12 protein-coding genes, 1 tRNA gene and 1 pseudogene are annotated in these 13,751 nt (G+C 71.1%); 6 read left to right on the forward strand and 8 right to left on the reverse strand.

The genetic code is table 11. The features are described 5' to 3' along the window. Positions 1-210: 210 nt before the first annotated feature. Positions 211-921 carry a DUF2306 domain-containing protein gene (locus AB0I91_RS37045; protein WP_498783584.1) on the forward strand — a complete coding sequence of 237 codons (711 nt, stop codon included), beginning with the start codon at positions 211-213 and terminating at the stop codon, positions 919-921. Between the two features lie 5 nt (positions 922-926). Next, positions 927-1,949, forward strand: coding sequence for an alcohol dehydrogenase catalytic domain-containing protein (locus AB0I91_RS37050; protein WP_499641031.1), 1,023 nt, complete (start codon positions 927-929; stop codon positions 1,947-1,949). 155 nt (positions 1,950-2,104) lie between these two features. On the opposite strand, the gene AB0I91_RS37055 is transcribed toward AB0I91_RS37050, so the two are convergent. Continuing rightward, entirely contained in the window at positions 2,105-3,673 is a 1,569-nt protein-coding gene (locus AB0I91_RS37055; RefSeq protein ID WP_498786369.1) for a GMC family oxidoreductase, read from the reverse strand. A 327-nt stretch (positions 3,674-4,000) separates the two neighbouring features. On the opposite strand from AB0I91_RS37055, the gene AB0I91_RS37060 reads away from it, so the two are divergent. Beyond that, positions 4,001-4,483 carry an SgcJ/EcaC family oxidoreductase gene (locus AB0I91_RS37060; RefSeq protein ID WP_498786371.1) on the forward strand — a complete coding sequence of 161 codons (483 nt, stop codon included), beginning with the start codon at positions 4,001-4,003 and terminating at the stop codon, positions 4,481-4,483. A gap of 23 nt (positions 4,484-4,506) precedes the next feature. After that, on the forward strand, positions 4,507-5,307 hold the full coding sequence (locus AB0I91_RS37065) for an SAM-dependent methyltransferase (RefSeq protein ID WP_498786373.1): 801 nt from the start codon (positions 4,507-4,509) through the stop codon (positions 5,305-5,307). Positions 5,308-5,423: 116 nt separating this feature from the next. Here AB0I91_RS37065 and AB0I91_RS37070 read toward each other — a convergent pair whose 3' ends face one another. The 3 genes from AB0I91_RS37070 to AB0I91_RS37080 form a co-directional block, all read right to left on the reverse strand. Further along, entirely contained in the window at positions 5,424-5,996 is a 573-nt protein-coding gene (locus AB0I91_RS37070; protein ID WP_498786375.1) for a dienelactone hydrolase family protein, read from the reverse strand. 232 nt (positions 5,997-6,228) lie between these two features. Beyond that, positions 6,229-6,301 (reverse strand) — tRNA-Arg (locus tag AB0I91_RS37075). 125 nt (positions 6,302-6,426) lie between these two features. Beyond that, complete coding sequence (locus AB0I91_RS37080; protein WP_498786403.1) at positions 6,427-7,482, reverse strand: LacI family DNA-binding transcriptional regulator; 1,056 nt, start codon at positions 7,480-7,482, stop codon at positions 6,427-6,429. Between the two features lie 138 nt (positions 7,483-7,620). Between AB0I91_RS37080 and AB0I91_RS37085 the strand changes: the two are divergent. Then, positions 7,621-8,448, forward strand: a pseudogene (locus AB0I91_RS37085) (MFS transporter); the annotation flags it as partial. A 262-nt stretch (positions 8,449-8,710) separates the two neighbouring features. Here AB0I91_RS37085 and AB0I91_RS37090 read toward each other — a convergent pair. Continuing rightward, positions 8,711-9,277 (reverse strand): DUF3558 family protein, encoded by a 567-nt coding sequence (locus AB0I91_RS37090; protein WP_498786405.1) that lies wholly within the window; start codon positions 9,275-9,277, stop codon positions 8,711-8,713. Between the two features lie 79 nt (positions 9,278-9,356). Between AB0I91_RS37090 and AB0I91_RS37095 the strand changes: the two genes are divergently transcribed. After that, complete coding sequence (locus AB0I91_RS37095) at positions 9,357-11,309, forward strand: bifunctional copper resistance protein CopD/cytochrome c oxidase assembly protein (RefSeq protein ID WP_498786407.1); 1,953 nt, start codon at positions 9,357-9,359, stop codon at positions 11,307-11,309. Here AB0I91_RS37095 and AB0I91_RS37100 read toward each other — a convergent pair. From AB0I91_RS37100 to AB0I91_RS37110, 3 genes are read right to left on the reverse strand one after another with little or no spacing between them, the layout of a single operon-like run. Further along, the gene (locus AB0I91_RS37100; RefSeq protein ID WP_498786129.1) at positions 11,306-12,109 is read right to left on the reverse strand and encodes an ABC transporter permease; all 804 of its coding nucleotides are present in this window, start codon (positions 12,107-12,109) and stop codon (positions 11,306-11,308) included. The genes AB0I91_RS37095 and AB0I91_RS37100 overlap by 4 nt on opposite strands. A gap of 14 nt (positions 12,110-12,123) precedes the next feature. Continuing rightward, complete coding sequence (locus tag AB0I91_RS37105; RefSeq protein ID WP_499641034.1) at positions 12,124-13,053, reverse strand: ATP-binding cassette domain-containing protein; 930 nt, start codon at positions 13,051-13,053, stop codon at positions 12,124-12,126. After that, positions 13,050-13,670, reverse strand: coding sequence for a TetR/AcrR family transcriptional regulator (locus tag AB0I91_RS37110; RefSeq protein ID WP_498786124.1), 621 nt, complete (start codon positions 13,668-13,670; stop codon positions 13,050-13,052). Before AB0I91_RS37110 ends, AB0I91_RS37105 begins: the two co-directional genes overlap by 4 nt. Between the last annotated feature and the right edge of the window lie 81 nt (positions 13,671-13,751).

Consider the following 13,751-nt stretch of genomic DNA (forward strand, 5'->3'; position numbering starts at 1 on the left):
CCGCCTGACGGCGAATCGCCGGTGCGGCGCGAGAGTCCGTTCTGGACCGGGTCCACAGTGGCGCCTGGGCACCATCCTGTGCTGCCGCGGCACCGCACGGCATCTTCGTTGTTGCCCTCTTCGCTGCGGTTGTCCGCACTCCTGAAGAAGTCCCGGATGTCCGATTCGGCAAGGCTGGGATGTCGTGTGCCCAAAAGGGAAGGAAGAATCGTGACCTCCACACAGCGGATCGACGTTTCGGCTGATCCAGTCGGGACGGACGGCGCCGTGCCGAGGCGGACGAGCCTGTGGCGGCGACCGTGGATGGTGCCGTTGGCACTCCTCGTCGCGGCGTTCCTCTTCATCTCCCTACCGGTGTACGTGACGTTGGACCCCGCGCGGTCCCGGATCGCACTGTCCGAAGGCTTCCCGCTGCACTACCCGTTCTTGGTGGCGCACATAGCTTTCGGCACGGTCGCGATGGTGACGGTGGTGCTTCAGGTGTGGCCTTGGTTGCGGCGTCGGCACCCTGTCGTGCACCGGTGGAGCGGGCGGTTGTACGTGTTCGCCGGCGTCCTCCCGTCCGGCCTGCTCGCGCTGGTCATCACGCCGTTCGCCGTGGGGCCGGTGGGCAACGCGGTCGGCGGGATCCTGTGGCTCGGCACGACGATCGCCGGCTACCGGATGGTGCGGCAGCGGCGTTACGCTGAGCACCGGCGGTGGATGATCTACAGCTTCGCGTTGTGCCTGCAGATCATCGAGGGTCGGGTCATGGTCATCGCGGCGCCCGCGTTCCCCGGCTTCACCCCGGACGCCTTGCCGCCGATCCTCGAGGCCGCCAGCTGGATCGGGATCGTCATCAACCTGCTGATCGCGCAGTGGTGGCTGGAGCGGACAGCGAACCGGCGGCGCCGCGTCGCCGTCACCAACAGGCAGAGGTGAGGGACATGAAGGCAGCGGTCATCCCCGGACCGGGACTGGAATGGGAACTGCGTGAGGTTCCCACGCCCACCCCGGGCCCCGGCCAAGTGTTGATCAAGGTGCACGCGTCGGGCGTCTGCTTCAACGACGTGCTGGCCACGCAGGGCGTGCTCCCGTTCCCCGCGGTGTCCCCGGCGGTCACCGGGCACGAACCCGTCGGCGAGGTCGTCGCGGTCGGGCCCGGCGTGACGTCCCGGGAGGTCGGGGACCGGGTCGGCACCACCTGGGTGCAGGCCGGCTGCGGACGCTGCGGGTACTGCAAGCTCGACTTACCGGTGACCGGCCAGACCGCGCTGAACTGCACCGCGCCGGTGGTCACCGGGTTCACCGTCGCGGGCGGGCACGCCGAGTACGTGCTCGCCGCCGCGGCGGCGACCGTGCTCCTGCCCGACGGCCTCTCCTACGAGCACGCCGCCCCCGTGATGTGCGCGGGGTACACGGCTTGGAGCGCGCTGCGGCAGGCGGATCCGCAGCCGGGTGAGCGGGTCGCGGTGCTCGGGATCGGCGCGGTCGGGCACCTCGCGCTGCAGTTCGCCAAGGCGTGCGGCCACGACACGGTCGCCGTCACGCACTCGCCCGACAAGCACGCGCTCGCGCGCGAACTGGGTGCGGACGTGGTGGTCGGCACCGGCGCCGAGCTGGCCGAGGCGGGTGGCGCGGACGTGGTGCTGGCGGTGGGCAGCTCCTACCGGGCCGCGTCGGACAGCCTGCTCGGCCTGCGCCCGGACGGCCGCCTGGTGCTCACCGGGTTCGACAACTCGCAGGGCTTCGACCTGGCGCCGAACCCGATGCAGCCGTTCTTCACCCAGCGGCACCGCATCATCGGCTCCACCCACAACGGCCTGCCGTACCTGCGTGAGGCGTTGGACCTGGTGGCGGGCGGCGCGGTGACGCCGAAGGTCGAGGTCCACGACGCGTCGGAGGCCGCCAAGGCGGTCGGCCGGGTGGCCGCGGGGGAGGTGCGCTTCCGCGCGGTCCTGCGCTTCTGACGGCACAGGCGGAAACGGGTGGCGCCGGGGCGTGGACCAGCCCCGGCGCCACCCGTTCCGCGTTGACGATCACTGGTCCGAGCCACCGGGACACGCCGCGGTGGGCCATCCTCGACCGGTTGGTCGGGGATGGCCCACCACGGGGTCCGCTCGGGTCAGGCCGCCGTCTCGACGCGGTGCGGCAGCGCACCGGCGATGAGGTCGGCGGCCTTCTCGGCCACCGCGATCACCGGGGCGTTGGGGTTGCCCCGGACGACCTTCGGCATCACCGAGGCGTCCACCACGCGCAGCCCGTCCACGCCCATCACCCGCAGCTCCGCGTCGACGACCTCGCCCATGGCGCACGTCGAGGACGGGTGGAAGATCGAGTGGGTGTACTGGCGGGCGAAGGCGCGCAGGTCCGCGTCGGAGTCCGAGTCGGGCACCAGGTACGGCGTGCCGGTGTAGCGCGCCAGCGCGTCCTGGCGGGCGATGTCGAGGCCGATCCGCAGCGCATCGACCGCGTTGTCCAGGTCCGCCTCCTCGGCGTAGTAGTTGTGCACGATCTTGGGCTTGGCCGTCGGGACGTCCGAGGCCAGCGTGACGCTGCCCCGGCTGACCGGGCTGAGCATCGACGGGCCGTAGGACAGCGCGTGGTGCGTCGGCGTGCCGAGGCCGCTGTCGGCGAACATGACCGGCGCGCACAGGAACTCCACGTCCGGTGCGGCGAGGTTCGCCTTGGTGCGCACGAAGCCGCCCGCCTCCGGCCCGTTCGAGGTCAGGGGTCCGGTGTGCTCGTTCGCGTAGAGCTCGAAGTTCTCCGGTGTGGCCGCGGCGAGCATGCTGATCGGGTGTTCGTGGGCGTAGATCAGCGGGATGAGCGCGTGGTCCTGCAGGTTCTGGCCGACCTGGGGCGAGTCGACCACCACGGGCACTCCCAGCGCGCTGAGCAGCGACGCGGGCCCGATGCCGGACAGCATCAGCAGTTGCGGCGAGTTGTACGCGCCGCCGGAGAGGATCACCTCGCGCTCGGCGCGGATCGTCACCTGCTCGTCGAGCCGCTCGCCGACCACGCCGGTCGCCCGGCCGTTCTCCACGAGCACCCGGTGGACCTGCAGGTTGGTCTCCACCGTGAGGTTCGGCCGCGACAGGGCCGGGTGCAGGTACGCGCTGGCCGTGCTGGCCCGGCTGCCGTCGCGCTGGGTCAGCTGGAAGTAGCCGAACCCGTCCTGGGAGTCGCCGTTGAAGTCGTCGTTCGCCGGGTGGCCCGCCTCGACGGCGGCGTCGATGAACGCCGTCGACATCGCGTTGCGCGCCCGGTTGTCCGCGACCGAGAGCGGACCGCCGACCCCGTGGTAGGGCGACGCGCCGCGCTCGTTGTCCTCGGACTTGATGAAGTACGGCAGCAGGTCGGCGTAGCTCCAGCCGGGCTGGCCCCACTCGTCGAAGTCCAGCCGGTTGCCCCTGATGTAGATCATCGTGTTGATGGAGCTCGTCCCGCCGAGCACCCTCCCGCGGGGTAAGTAGATCCGGCGGCGGTTCAGCTGTGGTTCTTCGTGGGTGCTGTAGTCCCAGTCGAGGTTAGTGCGGAGCAGCTTGCCGAAGGCGGCAGGCACCGGGATGTTCTGGGACTTGTCGGCCGGCCCGGCTTCGACCAGGCACACGGTGACATTGGGATCCTCGCTCAGCCGAGCGGCGAGGACGCATCCCGCCGAGCCGGCGCCGACGATCACGTAGTCGTACATCCACTCCTCCTTGGGTGAAAACCCAGCATGGACCAGGCCACGAGACGCCGGCGTCTCCGTAATTGCCGAAGTTGTGACCGACTTTCGACCGCGGCAGCGGGCATTTCGCAAGTCCGGAGATGCGACGGCGCGCGCAGGCGGAGGACGATGGGGATCGGTGCTTGTACGGACGGAGATCCCATGGTGCCCGCGGGTTCGCCGACGGCGGTTGACGTCGTGCGGTCCGCGGGTGAGGACGTGGATCGCGGTGCGGCACAACGGCGGGCGACGGCTCGTCGGCTCCCGGAAAGCCCGCGTGGTGCGGGCACGACCTGCGGCGGTGACCAGATGACCACGAGTGCGAGTTCCTGGGGTGACGCGGCCGAGATCCTCGCCGAAGCGGGCGTGGCCGACGACCCCGACTACTACGGCGCCTTCACCAGCCCGGCGCAGAAGGCCGTCCTCACCGTGCCGCTGCGGATCCAGGCGGCCTGGGCCGCCAACGACGCCGACGCCTTCGCCGACATCTTCACCGAGAACGGCAGCGAGCTGATCGGCGACGACCAGCTGTGCGGCCGGGAGGAGATCCGCGAGTACCTGACGGCCGGTTTCGCCGGCGTGTTCAAGGGTTCGCGCGTGCGCGGCTGGGCGCTGTCGCTGGACTTCATCGCCGACGACGTCGCCCTGCTCACCACCGGCGGCGGGGTGGTGTTCGCGGGTGCCACCGACATCGCGCCGGAGCACGAGCTCCGGTCCACCTGGGTGATCCTCCGGGAGGCGCCGGGCAAGTTGCGGCTCGTCTCACACCAGAGCAGCCCCGTCAAGGGCTGACCCCCCTAGTGCAAGGAGTTCCGATGCCCACTGACGACCACCTCTCCCTCGACCGGCCGTCACCGGCACGCATGTACGACTACTTCCTGCACGGCGACAACAACTTCGAGATCGACCGGGCCGCCGCGGAGCAGGTGATCGCCAAGGTCGGGGAGCGCCTCACCCGCGACGTGGTGTGGGAGAACCGCAACTTCCTCGGCCGCGTGGTGCGCCACCTCGCCGAGGACTGCGGCATCACCCAGTTCATCGACGTCGGCGCGGGACTGCCGAGCCAGGAGAACACGCACCAGGTCGCCCGCCGTGCGGTGCCCGACGCGCGGGTCGTCTACGTGGACAACGACCCGATCGTCGCGGCCCACGGGCAGACCCTGCTGTCCGAGGAAGACCGGAAGCTCACCCGGATCATCACCGCGGACCTGCGCGACCCGCAGGCGATCCTGGACCACCCGGAGACCGCCGAGGTCATCGACTTCTCGAAGCCGGTGGCGGTCCTGCTCATCGCCGTCTTCCACTTCGTGAAGGACAGCGAGCGGCCGGGCGAGCTGGTGGCGGCCTTCCGCGACCGGATGGCGCCGGGCTCCTACCTCGCGCTGTCGCACCTGAGCACCCACGACTCGCCCGCCGAGGAACGGGCGAAGATGGAGGACAGCTACAAGAACGCCACGGCCCCGATGGTGTTCCGCGATCTCCCCGAGATCGAGAAGCTGTTCGACGGCTTCACCCTCACCGCGCCGGGCCTCGTCCCCGTCGGCCGGTGGCAGCCGGGGGTCGAGCAGGGCGAGTCCGTGCGCCGGATGTACGGCGGTGTCGCGCGCCTGTCCTAAAAGGACTGTCGTGGGGTCCGAGGGGCACGCCCCTCGGACCCTTCGCGCCGTCCGCCACGTGCCGGGCGACCATCGTGATCGGATAGCCGTGGCGCGCCTCACCTCGCGAACGCGGCCTACTCGCCGATCCGGGCCAGGAAGTCGAGGACCCGGACGCGCATGAGCTCGGCCGGCTCCGGCTCGTACTCGGGGTAGTCCGCGTCGCCGAACATGTGCTTGCCGCCGGGGTAGACGTGCACGTCTAGCGCCGCACCAGCCCGTTCAGCCGCCGCGCGGAACCGTTCAAGATCGGTCGGACCGACCCACGGGTCCCCCTCGGTGAAGTGCAGCTGTGCCGGCACCCCGTCCGGCCACGGCCCGTCCGGCACCGGCACGCTGTTCATGAGCACCGCCGCCCGCACCCCGGGCACCAAGGTCGCCACGTCCACCGCCACCGCGGCCCCCATCGAGAAGCCCGCGACCACGATCCCCGACGGCAATCCGGCCACGGCCGCGAGCGTCCGCTCCCGCAGTCGCGCCCCCAACGCCTCGACCTTCCGCATGCCGTCGTCGATGTCGTCATACGTCTCACCGTCGAACAGGTCGGGCGTGTGCACCCGGTGTCCCGCGGCCCTCAGGTCCTCCGCCCACTGGAGGACACTGGGCCGCCGCCCGAGGACCGAGTGGAACAACACGACGTCGTGGATCATGGCGAACCCTCTGCTGTCCTAGCCGACGAGACCACTCGACCCAACCATGATCGTCGACCGGCGGACTACTCGGGCGGCTCACCGGCGTCAGCAAGACACCACCTCCTCCGCGGACCTGCCGACCAGGCGGCGGCCGCCTCGGCGGTCTCCGACCGGAGAAGTGAATCACCTGGGTTTGACGTGGGCCGATCTTGACCGGAGACCGGCCCCAACGTCCTCACCTGCACTGCTGCGCCCCCGGCAGGATTCGAACCTGCGACCTCGGGATTAGAAGTCCCTCGCTCTCTCCACTGAGCTACGGAGGCTGGAGGGGCTGTTGACCACGCGCTGTAGCAGCGTAGCCGCCCCACCGGACACATCGTCCGGAAGACTCGTCGCGTTTCCTTCCAGGCGCGGGAAGGTGATTAAGATGGCCAAAAAGTGATGTGGATCACTTCGGTGGGGCCGTCGAGTCGCGCGGAACGAGGGAAACCGGCAGTCTTGTCGGCTCGCCTGGTCTGCCGCCGTCGAGCAGTCGCAGGGCCAGTTCACCCGCGTGCCTGCCCTTGTCGGCCAGGGGTTGACGCACCGTAGTCAACGGTGGGTCTGCGTGTTCGGCGGCGGGCACGTCGTCGAAGCCCACGACCGACACGTCGGCCGGCACGCGCAGGCCCAGGTCGCGCACCGCCTGGAGCGCGCCGAACGCCAGCTCGTCCGAAGCGCACAGCAACGCGGTCGGCCGCGGTGAGGTCGAGAGCAGGGCACGGGCGCCCGCACGGCCCAGTTCGCGGTTGCTCCGGGTGCACTCCCAGACCGGGGTGTCCGCACCCGTCACGTCGAGGTACCCGTGCAACCGGTCCCGAGTCACCCGGAACGACGTCGAAGCCAGCCGCGCGGGCGTCACCGGGCCGCTGTGCCCGTCCGGGTGCAGCGCGAACGTCACCACGCCGAACCTCCGGTGCCCCGCCTCCCACAGCGACGACGCCGCCAGCCGCGCCCCGCCGAAGTCGTCCACCTCGACCCGCGCGGTGTCCGGCAGCACGGGCTGGTCGATCACCACCAACGGCAGCCCTCGCGCCCGCACCGCCGCCAACGCGGGCGCGTCGTCGGGCAGCGAGTAGGCCACCACGACGTCCGCCTGAGCCCGCGTCACGGTCTCCGGTCGCGGTCCGCCCTTGTCCCGCCCCGGCATCAGCACCAGGCAGTGGTCGTGTCCGTCCACGGTCGAAGCCAGTCCGTCCAGCACGATCGACAGCGCCGCGTCGGCGAACGACGCCGACAGTCCCTGCCCCAGCATGAACCCGACGGCCGCGCTGTGCCGGGTCGCGAGGCTGCGCGCCACCGGATCCGGTCCCGCGTACCCGATGGACGCCGCCGTCTCCAGGATCCGCTCGCGCAACGCGGCGGACAGCTGGTCCGGCCGGTTGTAGGCGTTCGACACCGTGGCGCGCGACACGCCGACCACGCCGGCCACCGTGTCGAGCGTCGGCTTCCGAGGGCGGTCCACGTGATGAGCGTAACCAGGTAATCGGTTGGACGTTCTGAAGCGCTCTAGTTCACACTCGAACGCATGCCCACACCACGCGTCGCCGTCTTCGCGGTGTTCCTGTTCAACGGGGCGCTGTTCCTGTCCTGGGCCGCACGCATGCCCGCGTTGGCGGCGCAGGTGGGCGCCACCGAGGCCACGCTCGGCCTCGCGCTGGTCGGCGCGAGCATCGGCCTGGCGCTGACGGCGCCGTTCGCGGCCAGGATCTGCGCACGGGTGGGCGCGCGGAAGCTGATCCTCGCCGGCGCGGCGGTCACCGTCGTGGCCGTGCCCTCCCTCACGCTGACCGAGACGCCCTTCCAGCTGGGCCTGGTCCTGTTCGTGCTCGGCTCGTGCGGCGCGTCGCTGGACGTCGGCATGAACGTCGCCGCCGTGGCCGTCACCCGGAGCCTGGACCGGCCGCTGATGCCGCAGTTCCACGCGGGCTTCAGCGTCGGCGGCCTGGTCGGCTCGCTGGGCGCGGCCGCCGCGGCGGCCGTCGGCTGGGGCCTGCCCCGGCACCTGGTCGTCGTGGCGGTGATCGGCGCGGTCGCGATGGCGTGGGTGATCAGGTCCGTGCCGGACACGACCGCGGAGGCGTCCGGCGAGACCGCCGGCACGGCCGAGGGCGACCGCCCGGTCCTCAAGCGACCGCTGCTGTGGCTGCTCGCGACGATCACCCTGTTCTCCGCCATCGCCGAGGGCGCGGCGTCGGACTGGTCGGCGCTGTTCTTCGTCAACGAACGGGGTGTGAGCGAGGCCGCCGCCGCTGCCGCGTACGCCGGGTTCTCCGTCGCCATGGCCACCGCCCGCCTGTTCGGCGAGCCCGCGCAACGCCGGGTCGGCCCGTACCGGCTGCTCGCGGCGGGCGCGGTGGTCGCGGCGGCGGGGTTGGCGCTGGCCGTGCTGGTGGTGTCGCCCGCGGTCGGTTACGTGGGGTTCGCCCTCGTGGGCCTTGGCCTCGCGTTCGCGTTCCCGGTGATCATGGACCTGGCCGGTGACGCGGGCAGGCGCGCCGACGGCACGGGCGGTGAGCGCGAGATCGGCCTGGTCACGACGGTCGCCTACACCGGTTTCCTGCTCGGACCGCCCGTCGTCGGCGGTATCGCGCACGCCAGCAACCTGTCGATCTCGCTGGGTTTCGTGGCGTTCGTGATCGCGCTGATGGTGCCCGCCGTGGCGCTGGCGCGCCGGTCGCGCGCCCGTGAGCTCAGGCGATCGGAAGCCGGTTCAACGCGGCCTTGAGCAGCGGCTGCATCCCGGCCAGCATCTGCTCGGGCACGCCGCCCGCCTGCGCCATCGCCACCAGGACGCTGCGGTTGGCGTTCACGGCCAGGGTCGCGGTGCACGCCATCTCGCCGCCGCTCAACTCGCACAGCGTCCACGTGGAGTGCCCCTCCACGACCACCTCGCGGCCCTTGGACTGCCGCGTCCGCACCTGCTCGTACTTCTGGTAGAGCGCGGCGACCACGGTCCGCCCGGCCTGCGAGCCGTCGTCGAGCACGTACTGGCACGACTCCTGGATCACGTCGTCCTTGCGCGCCGGGTCCTTCTTGTACGGCCCGATGGACTTCAGGTCGGCCGCGGTGAGCAGGGAGCACGGCTCCACGCCGACGACCGTGCGCGGCTTGGCGATCTTGGGGCCGTCCGCGGGTTCGGCCGACGTCGTGGGTGTGACCCCGGCCTGGGGCAACGCGTCCCCGTTGACGGAGTAGCTGCACCCCGCCGACAGGAGCAAGGCGAGGGCCATCACGAGCGCCGTGCGAGAACTGGTCACGTCCGGCAACGGTAGTGGGTGTGATCTGCGCACGTCCGGCGGTTGGTGGTGGTGCGGTCGCGCCGCCTACGCTCGTCACGTGCCCACTGACGCGCCTTCCCGCACCCGGCGGACCGGTCTCATCCCGTTGTTGATCGTCGGCACGACGATAGCCGCGGTGGTCGCGGCGGCGCTGCTCGTCCTCACCGGGGGTGACGCGTCCGGGTTGATCGTGGTGCGCGTGCTGACCGAGGCGGCCGCCGTGGTGACCGTCGGGTCGCTGCTGCTGGCGGCGTTCCTGGTGCCACCGCAGGAGAGCGGCACGCTGGCCGCCGACGGTTACGCCGCCGTGCGCACGGCGGGCTGGGCGGCGTTGGTGTGGACGTTGGGCGCGGTGCTGTCGGTGCCGTTCACGGTGGCCGACGCGTTGGGGCAGCCGGTGACGGCGCTGCTGGAGCCGTCGGTGCTGTTCCAGGTGGCCGGGCTGGTGGAGCAGTCGAAGGCCTGGATGATCACGGCGGTGATCGTGGCGCTGCTGGCGCTGGGCTGCCGGTTGGTGCTGTCGTGGGGCTGGACCGTGCCGCTGTTCTTCCTGTCGGTGTTCGCCCTGATCCCGGTGGCCGTGACGGGGCACTCGTCCGGCGGCGGCTCGCACGACGTGGCCACGAACAGCCTGCTGTACCACCTGATCGGGGCGGCGTTGTGGGTCGGCGGCCTGATCGCGCTGCTGGCGCACGGCCGGCGGGGCGGCGACCACCTCGGGACGGCGACGACGCGGTTCTCCAGGCTGGCGCTGGTCTGCTGGCTCGTGATGGCGGTGTCCGGCGTGGTCAACGCGTGGGTGCGGCTGCCGTTGAGCCAGCTGTTCGGCAGCGAGTACGGCCTGCTGGTGCTCGGCAAGACGCTCGCGCTGGTCGTCCTGGGTGTCGTGGGGTACTTCCAGCGCGAGAAGAGCGTGAAGGAAGTCGTGGCCACGGGCGCCGGGCGTTCGCTGGTGAAGCTCGCGGGCATCGAAGTGCTCTTGATGTTCCTCACCCTCGGCCTGGCCGCCGCGCTGAGCCGGACGCCCCCGCCGATGGAGGGCCGCGCGCTGCCCAGCACCGTGGAGCTGCGCATCGGCTACGACCTGGCCGGCGCGCCGACGTGGTCGCGGCTGCTGTTCGACTGGCGGTTCGACCTGGTCTTCGGCGCGATCTTCATCGCCCTCGGCGTGCTGTACCTGCTCGGCGTGCGGCGGCTGCGCAAGCGCGGTGACGCGTGGCCGGTCGGTCGCACGGTCGCGTGGGTCGCGGGCTGCCTGACCGTGGTGTTCGCCACGTCGTCCGGCGTGGGCCGGTACGCGCCCGCGATGTTCAGCATCCACATGGAAGCGCACATGCTGCTGTCCATGCTGGCGCCGATCCTGCTGGTGCTCGGCGGTCCGGTGACGTTGGCGATGCGGGCGCTGCCGACGGCGGGCAAGGGCAACCCGCCGGGGCCGCGGGAGTGGCTGCTGGCGTTCGTGCACTCGCCGGTGGCGAAGGTGCTGACGAACCCGTTCGTGGCGTTGGCGCTGTTCGTCGGCTCGTTCTACGGCTTGTACTTCTCCGGGCTGTTCGACGCCGCGCTGGACTACCACTGGGCGCACCTGGCGATGAACGCCCACTTCATCCTGGTCGGCTACGTCTTCTACTGGCCGGTGATCGGCATCGACCCGGCGCCGAACCGGCTGCCGCCGCTGGGACGGCTGGGCCTGCTGTTCGCCTCGATCCCGTTCCACGCGTTCTTCGGCATCGTGCTGATGAGCTCGCAGACCGTGATCGGCGACAACTTCTACCGGTCGTTGGGCCTGCCGTGGGTGACGTCGCAGCTGGAGGACCAGCGGCTGGGCGGCGGCATCGCGTGGGCGGCCGGCGAGCTGCCGCTGATCGTGGTGATGGTGGCGTTGCTGGTGCAGTGGGCCAGGTCGGACAGCCGCGACGCCCGCCGGGCGGACCGGCGGGCGGACGCGGACGGTGACGCGGACCTGGCCGCGTACAACGCGATGCTGCGCAAGATGTCGGGGAAGGACTAGAGCGGGCGCTGGAAGCCCTTGACCGCCGCGACCCACCCCGCCGCGGCGAGCACGGCACTGGTCACCAGCGCCCCGACCACGCCGGTCACGGGCTGGGCCAGCGCCAGCGAACGCGCCGCGTCCACCGCGAACGTCAACGGGTTGACGTTGGCGACTGCCTGCAGCCAGCCCGGCAGGCCGCTGATCGGGACGTACGCGCTCGACGCGAACATCAGCGGGAACATGGCCAGGAAGCCGACGGTCTGCATCAGCTCGGCGTTGCGCAGCCACGCCGCGATGGCCAGGAAGATCCAGCCCAGACCCCACCCGACCGCCAGGGCCAACGCGAGCGCGGCGGCGGTGCCGGCCACCCCGCCGGCGGGGGAGAAGCCGAAGACCACGACCGCGAACACCAGCATCAGCAGCAGTTGCGAGGCGGTGCGGACGAGGTCGGACAGGCTGCGTGCGACGAGCACCGAGCCCGATCGGATGGGCAGTGAGCGGAACCGCGCCAGCACGCCGTTCTTCATGTCCGTGACCAGGCCCACACCCGCCTGCAACGCGGACTGCATGGCGGTGTTGACCAGGATCGCGGGCATCAGGAAGTCGATGTAGGCCACGCCCCGGGGGAAGCCGGGCGTGTTGGCGATGCTCGCGAAGATCTGGCTGAACAGGGTCAGCATGATCAGCGGCTGGAGGATGCTGAACACGATCATGCGCGGGTCGCTGACCAGCGTGCGCAGGGACCGCTGGGTCAGCACCAGCACCTGGGTGCCGAAGTCCGTGCCGCGCCAGCGCGGCGCGGCGGTGAGGGTGGTCATCCGGTGGCTCCTGTTCAGGCCGCGTGCTGCGCGAGGGTGAGGTAGACGTCGTCGAGAGTCGGCTCGCCGAGGGCCAGTTCGGTGGCCTCCAGGCCGACCTCGTCCAGCGCGCGGACCACCTTGGCGATCTCGCGGGACGACGTGACGGGCGCGGTCAGCGTGTTCTGCGCCGCCACGGGCTGCATACCGGCCCGTTCCAGGGCTCCGGTGGCCTTGGCGACGTCCGAGGCGTCCGCCAGGGTCACGGTGACCGTGCGTTGGCCGACCTGGGCCTTCAACTCGGCGCTGGTGCCCGCGGCGACGACCTTGCCCTGCGAGAGCACCGTGATCGAGTCGGCCAGGCGGTCGGCCTCGTCCAGGTACTGGGTGGTGAGCAGGACCGTGGTGCCGTCGGTGACCAGGCCCTCGACGATTTCCCACAGGCCGAGCCTGCTGGCCGGGTCCAGGCCGGTGGTCGGCTCGTCCAGGAAGATCACTTCGGGGTGGCCGACGAGGCTCGCGGCCAGGTCGAGGCGTCGACGCATGCCGCCCGAGTAGGTGCGGGACGGCCGCTTCGCCGCGTCGGCCAGCCCGAACAGCTCCAGCAGCTCCTCGCCCCTGGCCCTGGCCTCGCGCGTGGTCGCGCCGAGCAGGCGGGCGATCAGGACCAGGTTGTCCAGGCCGGACAGCTGCTCGTCCACGGCGGCGAACTGGCCGGTCAGCCCGATCCGGCTGCGCACCTGGTGGGCCCGCGCGACCACGTCGAACCCGGCCACGCTCGCGTGACCGGAGTCCGGCGGGAGCATCGTGGTGAGCACGTTGACCAGCGTCGTCTTGCCGGCGCCGTTGTGGCCCAGCAGTCCGAGCACGGTGCCCTTGGGCACGGCGACGCTCACCCCGTCCAGGGCCTTCTGCGCGCCGAACGCCTTGCCGACGTCGACGGCCTCGATCATCAGGTCCTTCACTGCTTCCCCCTCAGCACGCCGTGCAGGAACAGTTCGACGAGCTGGTCGGCGTCGGCGGTGGAGTCGCCGAAGCCCTCGCCGTGCATGCGGTTGGTGAACACGAGCCCGAGCAGCAGCCGTGCGGCCAGGGACGGGTCGACGCGCAGGTCGTCGTCCGGGCCGAACAGCGAGGCGACGTGCTCGGTGATGCGCTGCATCTCGACCGGCGGTCCCTTGTGCTCGCGCTGCTTGTCGTGCCCGTCGTGCGGGTCGTAGCCCGAGTCGCGGAGCACGCTCATCAGCTTCCACATCCGGTCCAGGTAGCCGGAGACGGCGCTGATGGCCCAGGACAGGCGCTCGGCGAGGGTGTCCGCTTGGCTCGCCTGCTCGATCAGGTCCAGTTCGGAGTCGGCCGCCATGACGCTCTGCACGCACGTGCGGATGAGCTCCTGCTTGTCCTTGAACGCCCGGAAGACGGTGCCCTCCGCGATGCCGGCGGCCTTGGCGACCTGGCTGGTCGTCACGTTGGCGCCGTGCGTGAACAGCAGCGGGACCGTGGCGGCGACGATCGCCTCGCGGCGGTCCTCGGGGCTCATCGCGGGCGCGCGCCGACGGCGTTGGGTGGTCTCCTCGGGCATGGTGCGAGCTTATGAGTGAGTCCTCACTCATGTCAACGAGTGAGCGCTCACTCATTTAGTTATGCATGCTTCAGTCAGTTG

The organism is Actinosynnema sp. NPDC049800, from assembly GCF_040656635.1.
GTDB lineage: Bacteria > Actinomycetota > Actinomycetes > Mycobacteriales > Pseudonocardiaceae > Actinosynnema.

Excerpts from the sequence above, each read along its gene's own strand:
- AB0I91_RS37060 (WP_498786371.1), top strand. The coding sequence starts at position 4,001 with ATGACCACGAGTGCGAGTTCCTGGGGTGACGCGGCCGAGATCCTCGCC.
- AB0I91_RS37100 (WP_498786129.1), bottom strand. The coding sequence starts at position 12,109 with ATGACCACCCTCACCGCCGCGCCGCGCTGGCGCGGCACGGACTTCGGC.
- AB0I91_RS37070 (WP_498786375.1), bottom strand. The coding sequence starts at position 5,996 with ATGATCCACGACGTCGTGTTGTTCCACTCGGTCCTCGGGCGGCGGCCC.
- AB0I91_RS37065 (WP_498786373.1), top strand. The coding sequence starts at position 4,507 with ATGCCCACTGACGACCACCTCTCCCTCGACCGGCCGTCACCGGCACGC.
- AB0I91_RS37050 (WP_499641031.1), top strand. The coding sequence starts at position 927 with ATGAAGGCAGCGGTCATCCCCGGACCGGGACTGGAATGGGAACTGCGT.
- AB0I91_RS37110 (WP_498786124.1), bottom strand. The coding sequence starts at position 13,670 with ATGCCCGAGGAGACCACCCAACGCCGTCGGCGCGCGCCCGCGATGAGC.
- AB0I91_RS37055 (WP_498786369.1), bottom strand. The coding sequence starts at position 3,673 with ATGTACGACTACGTGATCGTCGGCGCCGGCTCGGCGGGATGCGTCCTC.